Genomic DNA, 17,971 nt, shown 5'->3' on the forward strand with positions numbered 1-17,971 from the left:
CCTAGATGCAGGCATTCGAGCCGGTAATCCCCACAAGTTTTCCCCACCTGTGGATAACTTGTGGGTAGTTGCCTGTTGCTAAGTGGATAACCCACGGCCGCGCACATGGTCCCCGTGTAATCTCGGACTGACAGCCACGAGGGCATCAGCAAGGAGCAACGACGTGAGTACCCACAGCCACATCTTCCTGGACAAGCACCACCCGGCAGCCTGGCGGGCGCTGAACGGGCTGGGGCTAAAGGCCAAGGAAGCGATGCTTGAGGCTGGCCTGGACTCCAGGCTCATGGAACTGCTCAACGTCCGCATATCCCAGATCAACGGCTGCGCCTATTGCCTTGACATGCACGTTGCCGACGCCGTCAAGGATGGCGAAACCACCCAGCGGCTGGCCGTCCTGCCAGCCTGGCGGGACACAGAGGTTTTTACGGACCAGGAACGTGCCGCCCTGACCCTGGCGGAGAGCATCACCGTTCTTCCGGACGCCCGCACGCGCGACCTGGAAGAGGCCTACGCGCGGGAACACCTCAGCGACGAGCAGTACTCTGCAGTGAGCTGGCTGGCTATCGCCATGAACGCGTTCAACCGCGTTTCCATCACCAGCCAGCACCCTGTGAGGCCGAAAAAAGGCTGACAACAGGGGTTTTCCACAGCCGTTTCCACAACTGTTAATAACTTGGAAAATGCAAGTTTCGGCCGTCCGGTGGCGCCAACCGGGCGCATCGGGCCTTTCCTCCGGACCGGATCGACGCAGTTATCAACACTGTGGATATCTTTACCAACATCTGTGGACCGGCCTCTTTGGGCTGGCAGGCAGAGGGCAGCCGCGTGGCATGCGGTCAGGTCCAGACGCCCGAGGTTCCCCGGCGGTGGCTGTCCACGAGGTGGGTATCCACCATGCCGATGGCTTCCATCAGCGCGAACATGGTGGTGGGCCCCACGAAGGCGAAGCCCTTCTTCCGCAGCGCCTTGGACAGGGCGATGGACTCAGGGGACGTCGTGGGTATGTCGGCGTAGGTGACGGGAGCAGGGGTCGACGCCGGCTGGAAGTTCCAGACAAAGTCAACGAGGCCGCCTTCGTCCCGCAGTGCAATGGTGGCCCGGGCGTTGGTGATGGCGGCACGGATCTTGAGGCGGTTGCGGACGATGCCGGGATCCTGAAGGAGGCGCTCGACGTCGGCCTCGGTGAAGGCGCCCACTGTTTCGGGATGGAAGTTGCCGAAGGCTGTACGGAAGGCCGGGCGTTTGCGCAGGATGGTGGCCCAGGACAGGCCGGCCTGGAAAGCTTCGAGGCTGATGCGCTCGTAGAGGCCCTGCTCGTCCCGGACGGGCAGGCCCCACTCAGTGTCGTAATACTCGCGCAGAAGGGGGTCCGTGGATGCCCACACCGGACGGGCCAGGCCATCCTCACCGATGATGATGCCTTCTGCGGTCATGCGCGTCGGTTCAGGAGCGCCAGCGCGTGGTCATCAGGAACCCGATGATCGCAATGCCGAACCCGGCCAGGATGTTCCAGGACTCCCAAGCCTGCACGGGCAGCTGGCCCTCGCTGATGTAGAAGGTGATGATCCACAGCAGACCAATGATCATCAGGCCAAACATGACGGGCTTGAACCAGACGGGATTTGGCTTGTAGGCCTGGGTGGAAACGGGCTCGGCCGGACGGGAAGTCTTCTTGCGTGGCTTTGACTCGGGCACATGTCCTCCTTGGCGGCTGAATCAAGAGGATGGACCGCGGCTTGATATCCTGCTGGAAGGGGATTGCCGGCGGTCTGCACACTCTTGGTCAGGTCTGAAGTCTTACTAGCAGCCAATTCTAGCTGTAGTTCAGTCCGCGCTGGTGCCCCGCAACCGCCTTGGAGGAGATCGCGTGGTAGTGCAGGAGAAGGTGACGGCCACCGCCAAGCCGTCCGCCGGCGTCGTAATCCTGCGGAAAGCCGTCCAGATCTTCGGCGAGCTTCTGATCACTGCCGGCGTAGTTCTGCTCTTGTTTGTCGCCTGGCAGCTCTGGTGGACCAATGTTGAGTCCGATGCCAAGCAGAGCGCCGCGGTTAAGGACTTCGCGCGCGAACTGGGGGGACCGGTGGGCCCGGCGCCCACGGCGGCTGCGACGGGGGGCGCACCGGCTGCCGGACCGAAGGACTATGGAGCGCCTGTTGTGGGCGAGGCTCCCGGGCACGGCGGCACCATCGGGATCATTTACATCCCCCGGTTCGGGGAGAACTACACGCGGCCAATTGTTGAAGGCACCAGCGGCGACGTCCTGGACACCCTGGGCCTCGGCCATTACGGCAACACCGCCATGCCCGGCGCCGTGGGTAATTTCGCCGTGGCGGGCCACCGGCAGACGCACGGCGCAGTGCTGGACAATATCCACACGCTGGTGCCCGGGGACAAGATCTATGTCCAGACGCGGGACGGTTACTACGTCTACGTCTTCCGCAACAACCGGATTGTCCTGCCGAGCGAAGCCGATGTTCTCCTGCCCGTGCCCAATCAGCCCGGAGTACGCCCCACGGAAAGACTTCTCACCATGACCAGCTGCAATCCCCGCTTCGGCTCGGAGGAACGGATCATCGCCTATTCGGTGCTGGACCACTGGCAGCCGGCCTCGGCAGGCCCGCCCGCCGAGATTGCAGACCAGGTGGCGCGCGCACGGGGGGAAGGCTAGGTATGTACGGCTGGATTTTCCGTCATCTCCCCGGCCCGCTCTGGCTCCGTGTCCTCACCTCGCTGGTGCTGGTTGCCGGCGCCCTGTTCCTGATGGTCGAGTTCCTTTTCCCCTGGATGTCCCAGTTCACCCAATTCACCGACTCAACGATTGGTGCGTCAAGAAACCCATGAGCACAGCAAAGATCCTCGTCGTGGACAACTACGACAGCTTCGTCTACACCCTGGTGGGCTACCTCCAGGAGCTCGGCGCCGAGACAACAGTGGTCCGTAACGACGATGTGACTCTCGCGGAAGCGATCGAAATGGCGGAAACCCGCGACGGCATCCTGATCTCGCCCGGTCCGGGCTCGCCGTCGGAAGCTGGAGTCTGCATCGAGCTGATCCGTTGGTGCGGAGAGCAGACGAAGCCGATGTTCGGCGTCTGCCTGGGGCACCAGGCCCTGGCCGAGGCGTACGGCGGAACAGTGACGCACGCCCCGGAGCTCATGCACGGCAAGACCTCACTGGTCCAGCACGACGGCGCCAGCGTTTTTGCCGGCCTGCCCTCCCCCGTGACGGCCACGCGCTACCACTCCCTGGCCGCCGTCCGCGAAACGATCCCGGAGATCCTCGAGGTGACAGCGGAAACCGCCAGCGGCGTGGTCATGGGGTTGCAGCACCGCTCCGCGCCGCTGTGCGGCGTCCAGTTCCACCCCGAATCCGTGCTGACCGAGGGCGGCTACCAGATGCTGGGCAACTGGCTCGAGTCACTGGGCATGAAGGGTGCGGCCGAGCGCGCAGCCAAGCTGAGCCCTCTCATCCAGCACTAGGCCTGCCTGCTCGCACGGGTGCCTGCTGGGTGCGTTTTCACGGCTGAGCCTACGCTGGCAGCGTGAGGATCTCGGCTCCGTCGTCAGTGATGGCGATCGTGTGCTCGCTGTGTGCCGTCCGGCAGCCGGTGGCGCTTCGGAGCGTCCACCCGTCGGCGTCGGTGATGAGTTCGGCGGTATCGGCCATGACCCACGGCTCGAGTGCCAGCAACAGCCCTGGGCGCAGTTTGTACCCGCGGCCCGGCCGTCCGGTGTTTGGCACGTGCGGGTCCTGGTGCATGGTGGATCCGATGCCGTGACCGCCGAACTGGGTGTTGATCGGGTACCCCGCCTCACTGAGGACGGAGCCGATGGCGTGGGAAATGTCGCCGATGCGGCCCCCGGGACCGGCGGCCGCTATTCCTGCCCTTAAAGCGCGTTCGGTCGCGTCGATCATCGCGACGCTCTCCGGAGCCGCAGAGTCGCCCACGATAAAGCTGATGGCCGAGTCCGCAGCTACTCCGCGCTTGGAGACTGCGAGGTCGAGTGTCAGCAGGTCGCCGTCGGCAAGCGTGTAGTCGTGCGGCAGTCCGTGGAGCACGGCGTCGTTGACGGCCGTGCAGATGTAGTGTCCGAACGGTCCGCGTCCGAAGGAGGGCTCGTAGTCAACGTAGCAGGACTGGGCGCCGGCCTCGCGGATCATGGCCGCGGTCCACCGGTCGATGTCCAGAAGGTTCGTGCCCACGGTGGTGCGGTGCTTCAGCGACTGCAGGATGCCAGCAACCAGGGCGCCTGTCTCTTTTGCCCGGGCCAGCTCGGCGGGGGTCAGGATCTCGATCATGTGGCGCCTCTCTTCCGCAGCCGTCCGGGCCCTACTTGCCCCTGCTGGGGCTCGGTGTCGGTGTCGGTGTCGGCGTGGGCGTCGGCGTGGGTGTGGGCTCCGGAGCCGGCGCCTTGGCCACTGTCACGGTAATCGCCTTGCCCTGTTCGACGAGCGAGTTGAGCGGGTCACTCTGGCCCGTTACCTTGCCGGGCTGCACCTGGGAGTTCTCCACCTCCTGGATCACGGCAACCAGGCCGAGTTCCTTGAGCGCAGCCTCGGCCTCTGCACGGGTCATGCCCCGCAGCTCCGGCATGGCCACCTTGCCGGTGGAAACCACGATCTCGACGGTGCTCCCCACCGCCACCTGCTGGCCGGGTGCAGGCTTGGTGGTGATCACCAGGCCCGCCAGAACAGTGGCGCTGTTGGCCATGGTGGTTGACGGCGCGCCCACCAGTCCCGCCTGGCGCAGGATGTCACGGGCTGCCGCCTCCGTCCGACCCGGCAGCGTCTCGGGGATCTTGACGGCGCTCGGCCCCGCCGAGATGTTCAGGACCACTTCCGAGTTCGGTTCCAGCGACGATCCAGCCGGCGGGGCGGTGCCGATGGCGGTGCCCTTGGCGATCGAGTCGTGCTGCACCCGTTTGATCTGGGGCCGCAGCTTCGCATCGTACAGAGTCTGCAGCGCTTCCGATTCGGAGAGCTCTTCCACTGCGGGAATCGCGACGCGCGCGGGTGCGGCGGGAGGCTGGTTGAGGAAGTTGTAGAACCAGAGGCCGCCGCCGGCCAGCACGAGGAGCGTGAAGATCACGAACGTCGTGATCCAGGCACGACGGCGGGACTTCTGTAGCCCTGACCGCTCCCGTTCCCGGGGAAGCCCCAGCGGAAGCTCATCGTGCTCGGCGGTCTCGTACACGGCCGCTGCCTCAGCCGGCAGCACGGCATCATCACCACCACCGGAGTCCCGGGTGCGGCGCAGACGGCCGGCGGGAGCGTCGTCGAGGAAGCTGGCTCCGGTTACCGAAAACGCCTCTGTCGGAGGTGTGCGGTGCGGCTCAGGGATGTCATTGGGATCCGTCGGCGCTTCGCTGGGCGCCAGAGCCGGAACGGCAATCCCGTTCTTCGCGGCCCGCAGCGCGCGGCGGAAGGCGGCAGCGTCCTGGAAGCGGTCGGCACGGTTCTTCTGCAATGCCTTTTCCAGCACGCTGTCCAGCGCGTGCGAGATGTCCGGATTGAAAGTGCTGGGAGGTTCTGGCTTCTCGCGGACGTGCTGGTACGCCACGGATACGGGGCTTTCACCCACGAAGGGCGGGCGGCCGGTCAGCGTTTCGTACAGCAGGCAGCCTGCCGAGTACAGGTCGCTGCGGGCATCCACGGCTTCGCCGCGCGCCTGCTCAGGTGACAGGTACTGCGCGGTGCCCACCACGGCCTGGGTCTGGGTCATCGTCGCGGCGGAATCGGCAACCGCACGGGCAATGCCGAAGTCCATGACCTTGACCATGTCCGAGTTCTCGCAGTACATGACGTTCGCCGGCTTGATGTCCCGGTGCACGATCCCTGCCTTGTGGCTGTACTCGAGGGCAGACAGGACACCCAGCGTGTACTCCACCGCCTGGTCGATGGTGATGTCACCGGCCCTGAGCAGGTCGCGGAGGGTCTTGCCCGCCACGAACTCCATGACGATGTAGGGAACGCGGACCTGGTCATGCGCGTCGCCCTGCACGATGTGTTCGCCGGTGTCGTAGATGGCCACGATCGACGGATGGTTCAGGGCTGCCACGGCCTGGGCCTCGCGCTTGAACCTGGCCTGGAACTGGGGATCCCGGGCCAGGTCCGGGCGGAGCAGCTTGATGGCGACCGTCCGGCCCAGCCGGGTGTCCACGCCACGGTGCACATCGGCCATGCCCCCGCGGCCGATGAGGTCCCCGAGTTCATAGCGTCCGTTCAGGACGCGCTGACTGGTCACCGGGATGTTGTCTTCCCGGTGTGACGGAGTTCGTGGCGTGGTCACGGCCTATCCCTGACTTGGTGGCGTGCTGAGAGTGACAGTGGGCGTCGGGGAAGGTGTGGTCGTGGGTGTAGCTTCGGGAGCCTTGGCGAGGAAATACGTGACCACAGATCCGGAATTAACTTCGCTGCCGCTACCCGGCTCCGTGCGGACGAGCGTGCCGGGCTCCTCCCCTGAACCGTCCACGTCAGGACCCTTTTGCCAGCGCAGCCCGGCATCCTCAATGGCAGCGCGCACTTCGGCCTCGGTGTCACCACTGTTGAGGTCTGGCACCTGAACCTTTTCCGGGCCCTTGGAGTACGTGACCTTGATGGTTTCTCCTAGCGGGACCGGACCCGTCGGGTTGATTCCGGTCACGGTGCCGGGGGCGGCAGCGTTGAATACCTGCTCACCGTCCACCCGGAAGCCCTGTGTGTTCAGCTCATCCCGGACGTCATTAAAGGGCCGGCCCAGGTACGCTTCGGCGATGATATTGAACGAGTCCGGCGTGCTTTGTGTCGGAGTCGGTGTCGGGGTCGGGGTCGTCTGCGTCGGTGTGGGCGTGGCACTCGTGGTCACGCTGCGGCTCGGCGTGGCCGAGGTGGTGGCAGCCGGGTTCTGGCCCGGGAACAGGAATCCTGCCTGGCTCAGCAGGATGCCGGCGACGGCGAACAGCACCAGCAGGATCAGGGCGATCAGCGGCCAGGTCCAGGGGCTGCGCTTCCGCCGCTCCGGCTCGTCCGCGGGTTCTTCGTCGTACTGCTCCGGTTCCTGGTCCCAGGTGCGCTCGGCGGCCAAGGCGTCGGCCCGCGACAGCGTGCTTCCCGCCCGGGTGGGGGCCCCATCAGAGTCTCCGGTGGCGGCAGCCGCTGCCCCGCCGGCTGCCGCACCAGCGGCAGCGGCGCCCAGAACGGGCAGCGCGGAGGTGGCCGCCGTCGGGTTTTTCTCTGAACCGATCACCCCGGTGGGTGCGGTGACAGTATTTACCGGAGCCGTCATGGCACCGGTGCCCCCCTCGAAGAGGAGCATTCCAGGCACGGCGGCGTGGGCCGCGGCGATGTCGCCGTTGCGGATGGCCTCTGCAGCTTCCGCCAGCTTGATGGCGTTGGCCGGGCGGTTCTTCGGATCCTTGGCCAGCATGGACATCAGGAGGGCACGCACAGGCCTGGGCAGCGACTCGGGCAGGGGCGGCGGCGCGTCGTTGACCTGGGCCAGGGCGATGGCGATCTGGGATTCGCCGGAGAACGGGCGGTGCCCGGTGAGGCACTCGTAGCCGATCACACCCAGCGAGTAGATGTCGGAGGCGCCGGTGGCGGTCTGGCCGGTGGCCTGTTCGGGGGCGAGGTACTGCGCGGTGCCCATGACCTGGCCGGTCTGGGTCAGCGGCACCTGGTCCGCCAGGCGCGCGATACCGAAGTCAGTGACCTTGACCCGGCCCTCCGGGGTGATCAGCAGGTTTCCGGGCTTGACGTCCCGGTGCACCAGGCCCTGGGCGTGGGCCACGGACAGGGCCCGAGCCGTCTGCGCCATGATGGACAGGGTGCGGTCCGGGGACAGGACCTGCTCGTGCTCGATGATGCTGCTCAGCGGCTGGCCCGGAACGAGCTCCATCACCAGGTAGGCGGAGCCTTCCTCCTCGCCGTAGTCGAAGACGTTGGCGATGCCTACGTGGTTCAGAAGGGCGGTGTGGCGGGCTTCGGCGCGGAACCGCTGGAGGAAGCCAGGGTCACCCGTGTACTCCTCTTTGAGTACCTTGATGGCCACGATCCGGCCCAGGATAAGGTCCTTGGCCTTCCAGACTTCACCCATGCCGCCGATCGCAATACGCGTGGTCAACTGGAATCTGCCGCCGAGGGTGATTCCCGATGTAGGCCTCACTTATTCAACACCGCCTCAAAAATCTTCTTTGCGTTCGGACTGGTTAGCTGTGCTCCGGTGGTGATGTCCACGCCCTGCATGACGACGGTGACGGACACTTGCGGATCGTTGGCCGGGGCGAACCCTGTGAACCACGAGTTGTTCAGGCCGTTCCCCAGCTCCGCGGTTCCGGTCTTGCCGGCGACCTGGACACCGGGAATGCCCGCCCCCGAGCCGATGCCCTCGCTGACCACGCTGGTCATCCATTCGGTGATCTGTCCGGCGATCTCCGGCGTGGTCGAGGTCCGCAAAGCCACCGGCTTCGGTTCGTCGATCGCCCTGAGGTCCGGGGAACGTACTGCCTTGACGAGGTTTGGAGCCATCTGCACGCCGCCGTTGGCAATGGCCGAGGTCATCAGTGCGATCTGGAGCGGCGTGGCACGGACGTCGCGCTGGCCGATGGCTGACTGCGCCAGTCCGGCCGCGTCGAGGTCCGTCGGGAAGATGCTCTTGGCGTAGTCCAGCTTGAGCTGGTCGCCGAGCTCCTGGCCGAAGCCGAATTTGCTGGCCTGCTGGGCGATCGCGTTTTCCCCGAGGTCCCGGGCAATGCTGGCGAACGGGGTGTTGCAGGACTGCTGCAGCGCAAACGCGAAGCTGGCCGTGCTCCGGGTATAGCAGTTGCCGCCGGCGTAGTTGGGCAGCTGGTACTGGATGCCCGGGAAGCTCATCTGGGCCGGGTTGGGCAGCACGCTGTCCGCGTTGTACTTGCCGGAGCTCAGGGCTGCTGCCGTATCCACCAGCTTGAAGACCGAGCCCGGTGCCAGCAGGGCGCCCGTGGGGCCGCTGACCGAGGGGTTCAGGTTGATGCCCGGGATCTTGATGGCCTCGTTGTAGGCGGCCTGCTCCTTGGCGATGTCCTGGGTGGCGATGAGGTTGGGATCGTAGGACGGCTTGCTGACCATGGCCAGGATGTTGCCGGTCTTGGGATCCGTCACCACGATCGAGCCCCGCTGGCCGTCCGGAATGAGGTCGTACGCCAGTTTTTGGATTTCCGGGTCAATGGTGAGCTCGACGGATGCGCCCTTGGGCTGGTTGCCGAGGAAGAGCTGCCCGATCCGGTCAAAGAACAGCTGGTCCGAACTGCCGGCAAGCTGGGCATCCATGGCGCCCTCGAGGCCGGTGACGCCGTAGCTCCGGGAGAAGTATCCGGTCAGGCCGGCATACAGCTCGGGCTGGTTGTAACGGCGCTGGAACTTGCAGGATTCATTGCCAGGCACGGATTCGGCGATGGCGGATCCGCCCACGAGGATCGCGCCGCGGTCGTTGCAGTAGTTCTGCAGGATGGCGCGCCGGTTCCACGGGTTGGCCTTCAGCTCGTCCGCGCCGACCACCTGGACATAGCTGATCGCACCGAAAATCAGGGCGAACATCGCGACCGCGGCGATCCATGAATGTCGAATGGCCTGGTTCACAGGTGTTTCACCGCCTCGGTGGGAGCGTCTGGGAGGGTCTGGGTGGCGTTGCGGTCCTGCCGGTTTCCGACGGCGGGCAGCGGCGCCGGCTTTTGCGCCTCCGGGGTCCGGCCCGGCTGCATCGGTGTGGTGTCCACCGGGCCGCGTGCCGTGTGCGAGATCATCAGCAGCAGTCCCACGATGATCCAGTTGGCCAGCAGCGATGAACCACCTGCGGCCAGGAATGGTGTGGTGAGCCCGGTCAGCGGGATCAGCCGCGTGACGCCGCCGATCACCACGAAACACTGCAGCGCAACCGCGAAGGACAGGCCGCAGGCAAGGAGCTTGCCGAAGGCGTCGCGGGTGCCGAGTGCCGCGCGGAAGCCGCGGGTGAAGAGCAGCAGGTACATCATCACGATGGCGAAGAGGCCGATGAGGCCCAGTTCCTCGCCGAAGGAGGCGATGATCATGTCACTGTTGGCGAAGGGCACCAGGTTGGGCCGCCCCTGTCCGAGACCGGTGCCGACGAGCCCGCCGCTGGCCATTCCGAAGAGGCCTTCCACGATCTGGCCGCTGCCGCCGGGGGAGCGTCCGAAGACTTCCTCAGTGAAGGCATTAAGCCAGCTGTCGATGCGCAGGCCAACGTGCGAGAAGACCCGGGAGGCCACGAAGCCGCCGCCGAGGATCAGGGTAAGGCCGATGACCACCCAGCTGATCCGGCTGGTGGCCACATAGATCATCACGATGAACAGGCCGAAGAACAGCACGGAGGATCCGAGGTCGCGCTGGAAGATGAGCACGCCGATGCTCACGAGCCAGGCGGTGATCATGGGCCCCATGTCCTTGAACCGTGGGAACTGCATGGGGCCGATCTTGCGGCCGGCCAGCATGATGAGGTCCCGGTTCGAGGAAAGATACCCGGCAAAGAATATGGCGAGCGTGATCTTGGCGACCTCGCCCGGCTGGAACGTCATCGGGCCGAGCCGGATCCACACCCGGGCGCCCAGGATCTCACCGGCCGAGATGCCGGGCACCAGCGGCAGGATGAGGAGCAGGGCGCTGACGGCCAGGGAAATGTAGGTGAAACGTCGCAGGACACGGTGGTCCTTGAGGAACCAGATCACGGCAATGGCGACCGCCATGGCGATCAGCGTCCACCGCAGCTGGTTGTTACCGGTGTCGTCGCCGGGGGCATCGAGGCGGTGGATCATGGCCAGGCCAAGCCCGTTGAGGGCGACCACCAGCGGAAGTATCACCGGATCGGCATATTTGGCGCGGAGCCGGAGGACCACATGGAACACCAGGGACGCCACGGCGAGCAGGCTGGACTGGAACCAGAAGTCAGTGTCCAGCGCGGTCTGTTCGTCGATGCTGATCAGTGCGTTGGCGCCGATACTGACGGACAGGGCAAGCACGAGCAACAGCAGTTCCACGTTGCGCCGTGGTTTGGGCATGGTGTCGGCGCGGCTCATTGGCCCCCCTCACAGGTTGCGGTTGGGGTGGGTACTGCCGCCGCTCCGGCTGTTGCGGTCGGCGATGCCGTCGGTTTGGCGGTTGAGGTCGCCTTTGGGGTCGCCGAGGCTGTCGGTTTCGGGGTGGCGGTGGCAGTGGCCGTTGCGGTCCCCTTGGCGGTGGACGTGGCCTTTGCGGTGGCGGAAGCCGTTGCCGTCGGGGACGGGGTCAGGCACTCATCCGAAGGAGCGGTGCTTCCCGTGCGCTCGAGGTTTTTGACGATCCGCTGCGCGTCGTAGAGATCCCGGGCCGGGACCGTCTGGCGGACCCGCTGCTGCGAGAACTGTGGCAGCGACTCCATCCGGATGTCCGTGACCGCTTCCAAAGTGGAGAGCTGGATGGGACCCAGGCGCTGCGAGACGCCATTGAAGATGGCCACCCGCTGGTCGAATTCACCGATGTAGTAGCGCGTCTGGGTCCAGGCATAGCCGAGCCACAGCCCGACGGCGAGAACCAGCAGTGCGGCACCGGCGATTCCCAGGGTGAGCCAGCGGCGCGGCCGCCTGGCCGGCGCGAATTCCTCTGCCTCTTCCCGGGCCTGGTCCGACTTGTGCGTGAGGACGGTGGCCGCGCGGCGTGCGACAGTCCGGCCGGCAATGCTGGGGATTGAGCCGGTTTCGGCGGCTGCGACGGCTGCGCCGACAAGGATGTGCGGGCGGGAGGCAAGCTCCTCGCGCAACACCTCGGCGGACAGGTGCTCGCCCAGATGCGGATCAGTGCTGGTTGTCGGTTCGCTCGAGGGCTTGCCGTCGCCCTCACCGGCCCCCTGGGTTCCGGATGAACCTTCGGGTTTGGACGTGGCATCGGGCGCGGAGCCGGGCTTGGGTTCCGCTGGTTCCGAGCCGGCCGGGCTCGAACCGGCTGGCCCGGAAGCCGGCGGCACAGCTGCCGGCCCGGCAGCGGGCACAGCGGGACCGGCGTCGGGGGCAGCGGGACCGGCGTCGGGCGCCGCGGCCTTTGTCCCGGTGATCGCTTCCGGTTGTCCCGCATCAGGGATGATGTCGACGGCGGCAGTGCTGACGTCGTCGGGCGTTTCCTCCGCGATTTCCACCATGACAACGGTGACGTTGTCCGGCGCGCCTGCCTCGAGGGTGAGGTCGACGAGCGTCTCGACGCATTCGCGCAGATCCGGTGTTTCCCGGACGGTGCGCTCCACGACATGGCCGGCGACGTAGTTCAAACCGTCCGAGCAGAGCAGCCAGCGCTCGCCGGGCTGCACATCGATCGTTGCAAGGTCCAGTTCGGGGCTCGCATCGACGTCACCGAGGACGCGCATCAGGACGTTCTTGTGCGGGTGGGTTTCCGCTTCTTCGGGGCGCAGCCGGCCCTCGTCGATGAGGCGCTGGACGAACGTGTGGTCGACGCTGATCTGTTCGAACTCGCCGTCGCGGAGTCGGTACGCACGGGAGTCGCCGATGTGGGCGAAATGCAGCTTGCCCTCGGCCAGCAGCAGGGCAGTCACGGTGGTGCCCATGCCCGCCAGCTTGGGATTGATGTGGACAAGTTCCGAGAGCAGCGAGTTGGCGGTCTGGATCTCGTCAGCCAGCACTGTGACGGCGTCGTCATCGTAGTCGTCGGTGTCCAGGTGGATCATGTCCAGGACAGTGGCGGCGGAAGCGACATCACCGCCCGCGTGGCCGCCCATGCCGTCCGCGACGACGGCCAGGTGCCGGCCGACATAAGCGGAGTCGTCGTTTTTTGCGCGGATACGGCCGACGTCAGAGCGCGCCGCGTAGCGCAGGATGAGGGGCCGAGGTGAGGCTGGAACCTCGCCCACGGGCATGTCCGGAGCGGCCATGGCTACGGCCTCAATTCAATGACCGTCTTGCCGATTCTCACGGGTACACCAAGGTCCACGGGGAGGGCCCGGGTGAGCTGCTGGTCGGCCAGGTAGGTGCCGTTGGTGGAGCCGAGGTCCTCGATGAACCAGCGGCTTCCCTGTGGAAAGAGCCGGGCATGCCTGCCCGAGGCGTAGTCATCCTCGAGCACCAGCGTTGCCTCCTGCGCGCGCCCCAGCAGGATGGGACTGGCAGCCAGGGGGACGGTGCGGCCCTTCAGCGGGCCTTCCGTGACCACAAGCTGGCGGGCCTGTTGCCTGGCCGGAGCCGGTGCCGGTTCGGCCAGTTCCGGGTTCTTCCGCACCTGCCGTGCCGTGGGCGCGCCGGTGGCGGCCTTGCGGCCGATCATAAGGTCACGCCGCATGGCGGAGACGATGCTGAAGATGAGGACCCAGAGAAGAAGCAGGAACCCGAAGCGCAGGGCGGTGATGGTCAGTTCGCTCATGGGCGGCCACCAGTGTTGGCGGGCAGGAGGCGGAAGATGATTTTGGTCCGTCCCATCGTGATGGTGGAGCCGTCGGCGAGCTCCGTGCTGCCGGCCACTTTCTGTCCGTTGACGTAGCTGCCGTTGGTGGAGCCCAGGTCGACGGCGGTGGTGGTGCCTCCGTGGGTCTGGATTTCGAGGTGCCGGCGGGAGACCCCGGTGTCGTCCACCAGGATGTCAGCCTCTGATGAACGGCCCAGGACGACGGAGGGGGCATTGAGTGAATACCGCTGGCCGTCGATGTCCAGAACAGGCTGCAGCCGGACCGGCTGGCGGCTGGGCGCTGCCGGCACGTTGGCCCGCGGGGCGGCCGGTGCCGCGCCGGAGGACTTTTCGGTCTTTGAGGTGATCTCAAAGTCGCCGGCCCGGTGGGATTCGTCCCGGCGGAACGAAATGCGGACCGGGCCCTGGAGGATGTACCCCTGGCTGCGGACATGGTTGATGACGACGTCGCAGAGTTCCTCGGCCAGCGGCGTTCCCCATTCCTGGGCGCGCTGGAAATCTTCGTCACTCAGCAGGACATCGAAGACGTTGGGTACCAGGGTGCGTCCGGCAGCGATGGTGATGGCCTTGTGGTCCACTTCGCGGCGGAGGCGGCTCGCGATTTCCACGGGCTCAACCTGGGCTTTGGAGCCGGTGGAGAAGACGCCGCGGACCGCCTTTTCAATGCCGCGTTCGACCTTGTCCAGCAGACCCATGGTCCTCTCCTTTCCTTGCTGCTGAGGGACAGCACGTCCCGTGGAACTCGTTCTGGCAACGCAGTCACAACAAAATACCGTGCACAACAAAGGCCGTGCACAACTAAAACCGTGCCCGCCGGAAGCGGGCCCTTATACATCCGATACTACTTGCCACGTCTGCGAAAGACCTTAATCCACAACGCGCCGCGGACTCGATTCGTTCACGTTTCCCGCACGAATGTGTGCGCGATCACAGGCGGCAGCCGTCCGTGGGGTGCGCCTTTGAGGGCCCGTGCAGCCGCGGCAGCACGGGCAGAAACCGTGCTGCGAGGTGGTGCAATGGCCCGATTAGGAATTTGCGGCAGGTGTCCGTTATGCTTGATCTCGCTGCTTTTACAAGGCCGCAAGCCGGATCCCGGCTGGGCTGAGTGGAAGAAGTTGCGCGCGAGTGGCGGAACGGCAGACGCGCTGGCTTCAGGTGCCAGTGTCCGAAAGGGCGTGGGGGTTCAAATCCCCCCTCGCGCACGCATCAGGACCCCGGGAAATCCAAGGATTCCCCGGGGTCCTTTCTTGTTTCTGCGGCTAGCTGACCTCACCCTGCCTCAGCCGGCAGCCAGCGCGGCACTGACCAGCCTGGCGAGTTCCGGAGCCGCACTTGCGGTCACAGTCCCCGTGGTGCCGGTCTTCACAGCGGTGGCAGCCAAAGTACCCTTTACGCCCGTAACGGTCAGTACGGCCTGCTTCTGTCCGGTGGGGAGTGTCTGGGTCTGCAGGGCGCTCATCGACCTCTCGGCTTCCACCGGGACTTCCAGGGTCTTCATCGCACTGGTGATCTTCTGCCCCTTCAATTCGACCGTATAAGTGGAGCAGTCGCGGATCGCTGCCTCGCTTTTGTCGAACTGGCTCGTCATGACGGCGGGATCCTTGACGGCGAAAACCGTCACGATCGTTGCTGTCTTGGCTTCCGCCGCCAGGCTTGCCCCTGCCGCGTAGGTGCTGCCCTCGGGAACCTGGGTGTTGTTGTCTGCCAGGACGCCGCACTCCTTCGGCGTGATGACAGCGTTCGTGAGAAGTTCACGGGCCACGATGAGCCCCTGGTCCACCTGGGCGGCGGGCACAACGGTGAGGGCCCGTCCCTGCGCGTCCTTGAGTCCTGTGACGATCGCGGTGAGGTCCTCGTTGGTGTAGGCCTTCGCCGGTGACGTTGGTGCGGGGGACGTCGGTGTGGCAGACGCGGAGGAGGGCTCCGCCGTCGTACTTCCCGTGCCTGACGGTGCGGGTCCGCCGCAGCCGGTGAGGAAAATGGCCGCTGCCGCGGCAAGGGAGATTGGCGCGATGCTCTGGTGCATGAGTGGATCCCCGTTCCGTCTGCCGGCTGGCCTGCGGGTTTTCGCGGGCCTGTCCCGGAAACCGCCCCTGCCGGGGACCGGAGCGCAGGGAGCAGCGTTCGGCTTTCGCCCGGCCGCGTGCGATTGCTCCGAGCGTACGGCGCTTGTCCTTTCAATACCAGAGCACAGAGGGGGTGGACCGGCAGCCCACGCAGGAAAACGCCGCGGGGCGGGCGCCGGAATGCCGGCACCCGCCCCGCTGACTGTCACGTCACTGCTGATGGCCTACTTTGCCGTTGACGGCTCCAGCCGTGTTGCGCCGGGGGCCGATGCCTTCTCCGCAACGCCGGAGCCTGGCTTCCGCTCCTTGAGGAAGTAGACCAGGATGGCCGCAACCGTGGATGCCGCGGCGAGGGCGAACAGGCCGGGGACCACGCTTCCGGTCTGCTCCTTGATGATGCCGAACCCGAACGGTGCCACGAAGCCGCCGAGGTTGCCCAGCGAGTTGATGACGGCGATGGCCGGGGCGAGGACCAGCGGGTGCAGGGCCGACTGCGGGATGGTCCAGAACAGCGGCGACGCGCTCTTGAAGCCCATGGCGGCGATGGCGAGGAACACCAGGGCCAGGACCGGGGTGGCGACGGCTGCCGCGAGCGTGCCGACGGCGGCCACGAGGAGCGCAGCGACCAGCAGCGGGCGCTTGGACTTTGCCTTGTCCTGCCACTTCGCTGCGAAGTACATGGCGAACACAGCGCACACCCAGGGGATGGAGGAGAGGAAGCCGACGGACAGGTCCGTGGTGCCCGGGATCTGCTTGACGATGGTCGGCAGCCAGAACGTGTTTGCGTAGATGGAGAGCTGGACCGAGAAGTAGATGCCGCACAGCAGGAGAATCTGCGGGTTCAGGAGCATCTTCCAGCGGTTGACCTTGCCGGTGCCGGCCTTGGTGTGCTGCGCGTCCTCCTGCTCGATCGTTGCGGTGAGGGCCGACTTTTCGGCTGCCGTGAGCCACTTGGCATCCTGGATTTTGGCGTCGAGGAAGAAGAACACGGTGATGCCGACGACGACGGAGAGCGCTCCTTCGAAGCCGAACAGCCACTGCCAGCCGCGCAGGCCCAGGACGTCGTGCAGGCTCAGGAGCAGGCCGGCGATGGGGCCGGAAAGGGCCGCTGCCACCGAGGAGCCGGCGATGAAGATGGCGGTTGCCTTGCCGCGCTGCCCGGCGGGCACCCAGCGGGCGAAGTAGAAGATGACGGCCGGGAAGAAGCCGGCCTCCGCAGCGCCCAGCAGGAACCGCAGAACGTAGAACATGACCTCGTTCTGGACGAACGCCATGAGGAAGGACACGATGCCCCAGCTGACCATGATCCGGGTCAGCCAGACCTTGGCACCGTACTTCTCCATCATCACGTTGCTCGGGAGCTCGAAAATTGCGTAGGCGATGAAGAACAGGCCGGCGCCGAAGCCGTAGGCGGCGGCGCCGATGCCAACGTCAGTCTGCAGGTGGTCCTGGGCGTACCCGATGTTGGACCGGTTCAGCTGGTTGCATACGAGCATTACCAGCATGATGGGCAGCACGCGCCGGAAAAACTTCTTCATGGCCGAAGCCACGTCCGTGACAGCAGTGTCTACAGACTGCATTGGGGGAATCCTCTTTGATAGAGCAGCAAGATCACGCGGTGGGGGACTACGGGGTGGCCGTTGTGGTCCTCGCCACAGCACTTTGTTAACTGTAAGCAGGAGGTTTCATGCCCGTCCAACACACATATTGCATGGCGTGATACCCACAAGGAACCACTGCCGCATCCTGGCAGCTCAAGCCCGTGATTCAGCGGGGCGTAGCCCGGGGACTCTACTCGCGTCCGGCCCGCAGCCTGCGGCGGGAGTTTGCCAGATGATTCCGCATTGCTGCAGATGCTGTGGCTCCGTCACTGTCCGCGATGGCGGCAAAAATGGACGCGTGTTCGTGGACCACCTGCTCAAAGTGGTCCCGTGCGTAATGCTCGACGCCGGTCATCAGCCGGGTGCGCGGCATGGCGATCATGGTCTGGCCGAGGGACGCCAGGCAGTCGGTGTAGAAAGGGTTTCCGGAGGCAGCGGCGATGGCTTTGTGGAACTCAAAGTCCGCCTTCATTGCGTGGGCGGGATGCTCGACGCTGTCCGTGAACTCTGCCAGTGCCTGCCGCATGGCGCCCAGTTGCCGCTCCGTGCGGTTTCCTGCGGCCAGGGCTGCCGCTTCGGATTCGACGCCGATCCGGAATTCCAGCAGGTGCTGCCGGTCTTCGGCGGTGACCACGGCCCTGGCGGGCTGGCCCGACGTCGGACCCGCCGTGGGCGGGGTCAGCGCAAAACTGCCCCGCCCGCGTTCGGTTTCCACCAAGCCTTCTGCCTGAAGCCGCGTGAGTGCAGACCGGACGACTGTCCGGCTGACGCCGAACTCTCCGATAAGGGTGTTTTCGCTCGGAAGCTTTTCACCGGGCTGGATGACGCCGTCGACTATGCGGGTGCGAAGGTCGGCGGTGAGGTCCGCGGTCAGGTTCCGGCTCATGCATTCAA

At 65.8% G+C, this 17,971-nt stretch carries 16 protein-coding genes and 1 tRNA gene; 4 read left to right on the top strand and 13 right to left on the bottom strand.

All coding sequences use genetic code 11. The features are described 5' to 3' along the window. Positions 1-163 precede the first annotated feature (163 nt). The gene (locus ACFTR6_RS10510; RefSeq protein ID WP_377957872.1) at positions 164-631 is read left to right on the top strand and encodes a carboxymuconolactone decarboxylase family protein; all 468 of its coding nucleotides are present in this window, start codon (positions 164-166) and stop codon (positions 629-631) included. Between the two features lie 205 nt (positions 632-836). Here ACFTR6_RS10510 and ACFTR6_RS10515 read toward each other — a convergent pair whose 3' ends face one another. Together ACFTR6_RS10515 and ACFTR6_RS10520 are read right to left on the bottom strand one after the other, a co-directional pair. Next, positions 837-1,433 carry a DNA-3-methyladenine glycosylase I gene (locus ACFTR6_RS10515; protein WP_377957873.1) on the bottom strand — a complete coding sequence of 199 codons (597 nt, stop codon included), beginning with the start codon at positions 1,431-1,433 and terminating at the stop codon, positions 837-839. Positions 1,434-1,443: 10 nt separating this feature from the next. After that, positions 1,444-1,695, bottom strand: coding sequence for a cell division protein CrgA (locus ACFTR6_RS10520; RefSeq protein ID WP_076799422.1), 252 nt, complete (start codon positions 1,693-1,695; stop codon positions 1,444-1,446). A 172-nt stretch (positions 1,696-1,867) separates the two neighbouring features. On the opposite strand from ACFTR6_RS10520, the gene ACFTR6_RS10525 reads away from it, so the two are divergent. Both ACFTR6_RS10525 and ACFTR6_RS10530 read left to right on the top strand, forming a co-directional pair. Further along, positions 1,868-2,668: a class E sortase gene (locus ACFTR6_RS10525; protein WP_377957874.1), complete on the top strand. Its 801-nt coding sequence runs from the start codon at positions 1,868-1,870 to the stop codon at positions 2,666-2,668. A gap of 169 nt (positions 2,669-2,837) precedes the next feature. Next, entirely contained in the window at positions 2,838-3,479 is a 642-nt protein-coding gene (locus ACFTR6_RS10530; protein ID WP_076799420.1) for an aminodeoxychorismate/anthranilate synthase component II, read from the top strand. Positions 3,480-3,528: 49 nt separating this feature from the next. On the opposite strand, the gene map is transcribed toward ACFTR6_RS10530, so the two are convergent. Genes map through ACFTR6_RS10570 form a run of 8 tightly spaced genes read right to left on the bottom strand, consistent with a single transcriptional unit; the run spans position 3,529 to position 14,105 of the window. Continuing rightward, positions 3,529-4,299, bottom strand: a complete 771-nt coding sequence (gene map / locus ACFTR6_RS10535) for a type I methionyl aminopeptidase (protein ID WP_377957875.1) — start codon at positions 4,297-4,299, stop codon at positions 3,529-3,531. Positions 4,300-4,330: 31 nt separating this feature from the next. After that, entirely contained in the window at positions 4,331-6,289 is a 1,959-nt protein-coding gene (gene pknB, locus ACFTR6_RS10540; RefSeq protein WP_377957876.1) for a Stk1 family PASTA domain-containing Ser/Thr kinase, read from the bottom strand. A gap of 3 nt (positions 6,290-6,292) precedes the next feature. Continuing rightward, complete coding sequence (locus ACFTR6_RS10545; protein WP_377957877.1) at positions 6,293-8,143, bottom strand: protein kinase; 1,851 nt, start codon at positions 8,141-8,143, stop codon at positions 6,293-6,295. Beyond that, positions 8,140-9,594, bottom strand: coding sequence for a penicillin-binding protein 2 (locus tag ACFTR6_RS10550; RefSeq protein WP_076799416.1), 1,455 nt, complete (start codon positions 9,592-9,594; stop codon positions 8,140-8,142). Before ACFTR6_RS10550 ends, ACFTR6_RS10545 begins: the two co-directional genes overlap by 4 nt. Then, a complete protein-coding gene (locus ACFTR6_RS10555; protein WP_377957878.1) occupies positions 9,591-11,045 on the bottom strand; it encodes an FtsW/RodA/SpoVE family cell cycle protein in 1,455 nt (484 codons plus the stop codon). Before ACFTR6_RS10555 ends, ACFTR6_RS10550 begins: the two co-directional genes overlap by 4 nt. Continuing rightward, positions 11,042-12,883, bottom strand: a complete 1,842-nt coding sequence (locus tag ACFTR6_RS10560; RefSeq protein ID WP_377957879.1) for a protein phosphatase 2C domain-containing protein — start codon at positions 12,881-12,883, stop codon at positions 11,042-11,044. Before ACFTR6_RS10560 ends, ACFTR6_RS10555 begins: the two co-directional genes overlap by 4 nt. Positions 12,884-12,885: 2 nt before the next feature. Next, the gene (locus tag ACFTR6_RS10565; protein ID WP_087872353.1) at positions 12,886-13,368 is read right to left on the bottom strand and encodes an FHA domain-containing protein; all 483 of its coding nucleotides are present in this window, start codon (positions 13,366-13,368) and stop codon (positions 12,886-12,888) included. Continuing rightward, on the bottom strand, positions 13,365-14,105 hold the full coding sequence (locus ACFTR6_RS10570) for an FhaA domain-containing protein (protein ID WP_377957880.1): 741 nt from the start codon (positions 14,103-14,105) through the stop codon (positions 13,365-13,367). Before ACFTR6_RS10570 ends, ACFTR6_RS10565 begins: the two co-directional genes overlap by 4 nt. A gap of 424 nt (positions 14,106-14,529) precedes the next feature. Here ACFTR6_RS10570 and ACFTR6_RS10575 point away from each other — a divergent pair. Next, positions 14,530-14,612: transfer RNA gene (locus ACFTR6_RS10575), tRNA-Leu, on the top strand. Between the two features lie 77 nt (positions 14,613-14,689). Here the strand turns inward: ACFTR6_RS10575 and ACFTR6_RS10580 are convergent. The 3 genes from ACFTR6_RS10580 to ACFTR6_RS10590 all read right to left on the bottom strand — a co-directional run bounded on the left by ACFTR6_RS10580 (position 14,690) and on the right by ACFTR6_RS10590 (position 17,963). Further along, entirely contained in the window at positions 14,690-15,436 is a 747-nt protein-coding gene (locus ACFTR6_RS10580; protein ID WP_377957881.1) for a hypothetical protein, read from the bottom strand. Between the two features lie 264 nt (positions 15,437-15,700). Continuing rightward, entirely contained in the window at positions 15,701-17,056 is a 1,356-nt protein-coding gene (locus ACFTR6_RS10585) for an MFS transporter (protein WP_377957882.1), read from the bottom strand. A gap of 211 nt (positions 17,057-17,267) precedes the next feature. Further along, positions 17,268-17,963, bottom strand: coding sequence for a FadR/GntR family transcriptional regulator (locus ACFTR6_RS10590; protein ID WP_087871849.1), 696 nt, complete (start codon positions 17,961-17,963; stop codon positions 17,268-17,270). Between the last annotated feature and the right edge of the window lie 8 nt (positions 17,964-17,971).

Origin of the sequence: Arthrobacter sp. NPDC057009, from assembly GCF_042673905.1 — a bacterium.
Lineage (GTDB): Bacteria > Actinomycetota > Actinomycetes > Actinomycetales > Micrococcaceae > Arthrobacter.

Excerpts from the sequence above, each read along its gene's own strand:
- map (WP_377957875.1), bottom strand. The coding sequence starts at position 4,299 with ATGATCGAGATCCTGACCCCCGCCGAGCTGGCCCGGGCAAAAGAGACA.
- ACFTR6_RS10570 (WP_377957880.1), bottom strand. The coding sequence starts at position 14,105 with ATGGGTCTGCTGGACAAGGTCGAACGCGGCATTGAAAAGGCGGTCCGC.
- ACFTR6_RS10580 (WP_377957881.1), bottom strand. The coding sequence starts at position 15,436 with ATGCACCAGAGCATCGCGCCAATCTCCCTTGCCGCGGCAGCGGCCATT.
- ACFTR6_RS10555 (WP_377957878.1), bottom strand. The coding sequence starts at position 11,045 with ATGAGCCGCGCCGACACCATGCCCAAACCACGGCGCAACGTGGAACTG.
- ACFTR6_RS10565 (WP_087872353.1), bottom strand. The coding sequence starts at position 13,368 with ATGAGCGAACTGACCATCACCGCCCTGCGCTTCGGGTTCCTGCTTCTT.
- ACFTR6_RS10560 (WP_377957879.1), bottom strand. The coding sequence starts at position 12,883 with ATGGCCGCTCCGGACATGCCCGTGGGCGAGGTTCCAGCCTCACCTCGG.
- ACFTR6_RS10515 (WP_377957873.1), bottom strand. The coding sequence starts at position 1,433 with ATGACCGCAGAAGGCATCATCATCGGTGAGGATGGCCTGGCCCGTCCG.
- ACFTR6_RS10585 (WP_377957882.1), bottom strand. The coding sequence starts at position 17,056 with ATGCAGTCTGTAGACACTGCTGTCACGGACGTGGCTTCGGCCATGAAG.
- ACFTR6_RS10590 (WP_087871849.1), bottom strand. The coding sequence starts at position 17,963 with ATGAGCCGGAACCTGACCGCGGACCTCACCGCCGACCTTCGCACCCGC.
- ACFTR6_RS10530 (WP_076799420.1), top strand. The coding sequence starts at position 2,838 with ATGAGCACAGCAAAGATCCTCGTCGTGGACAACTACGACAGCTTCGTC.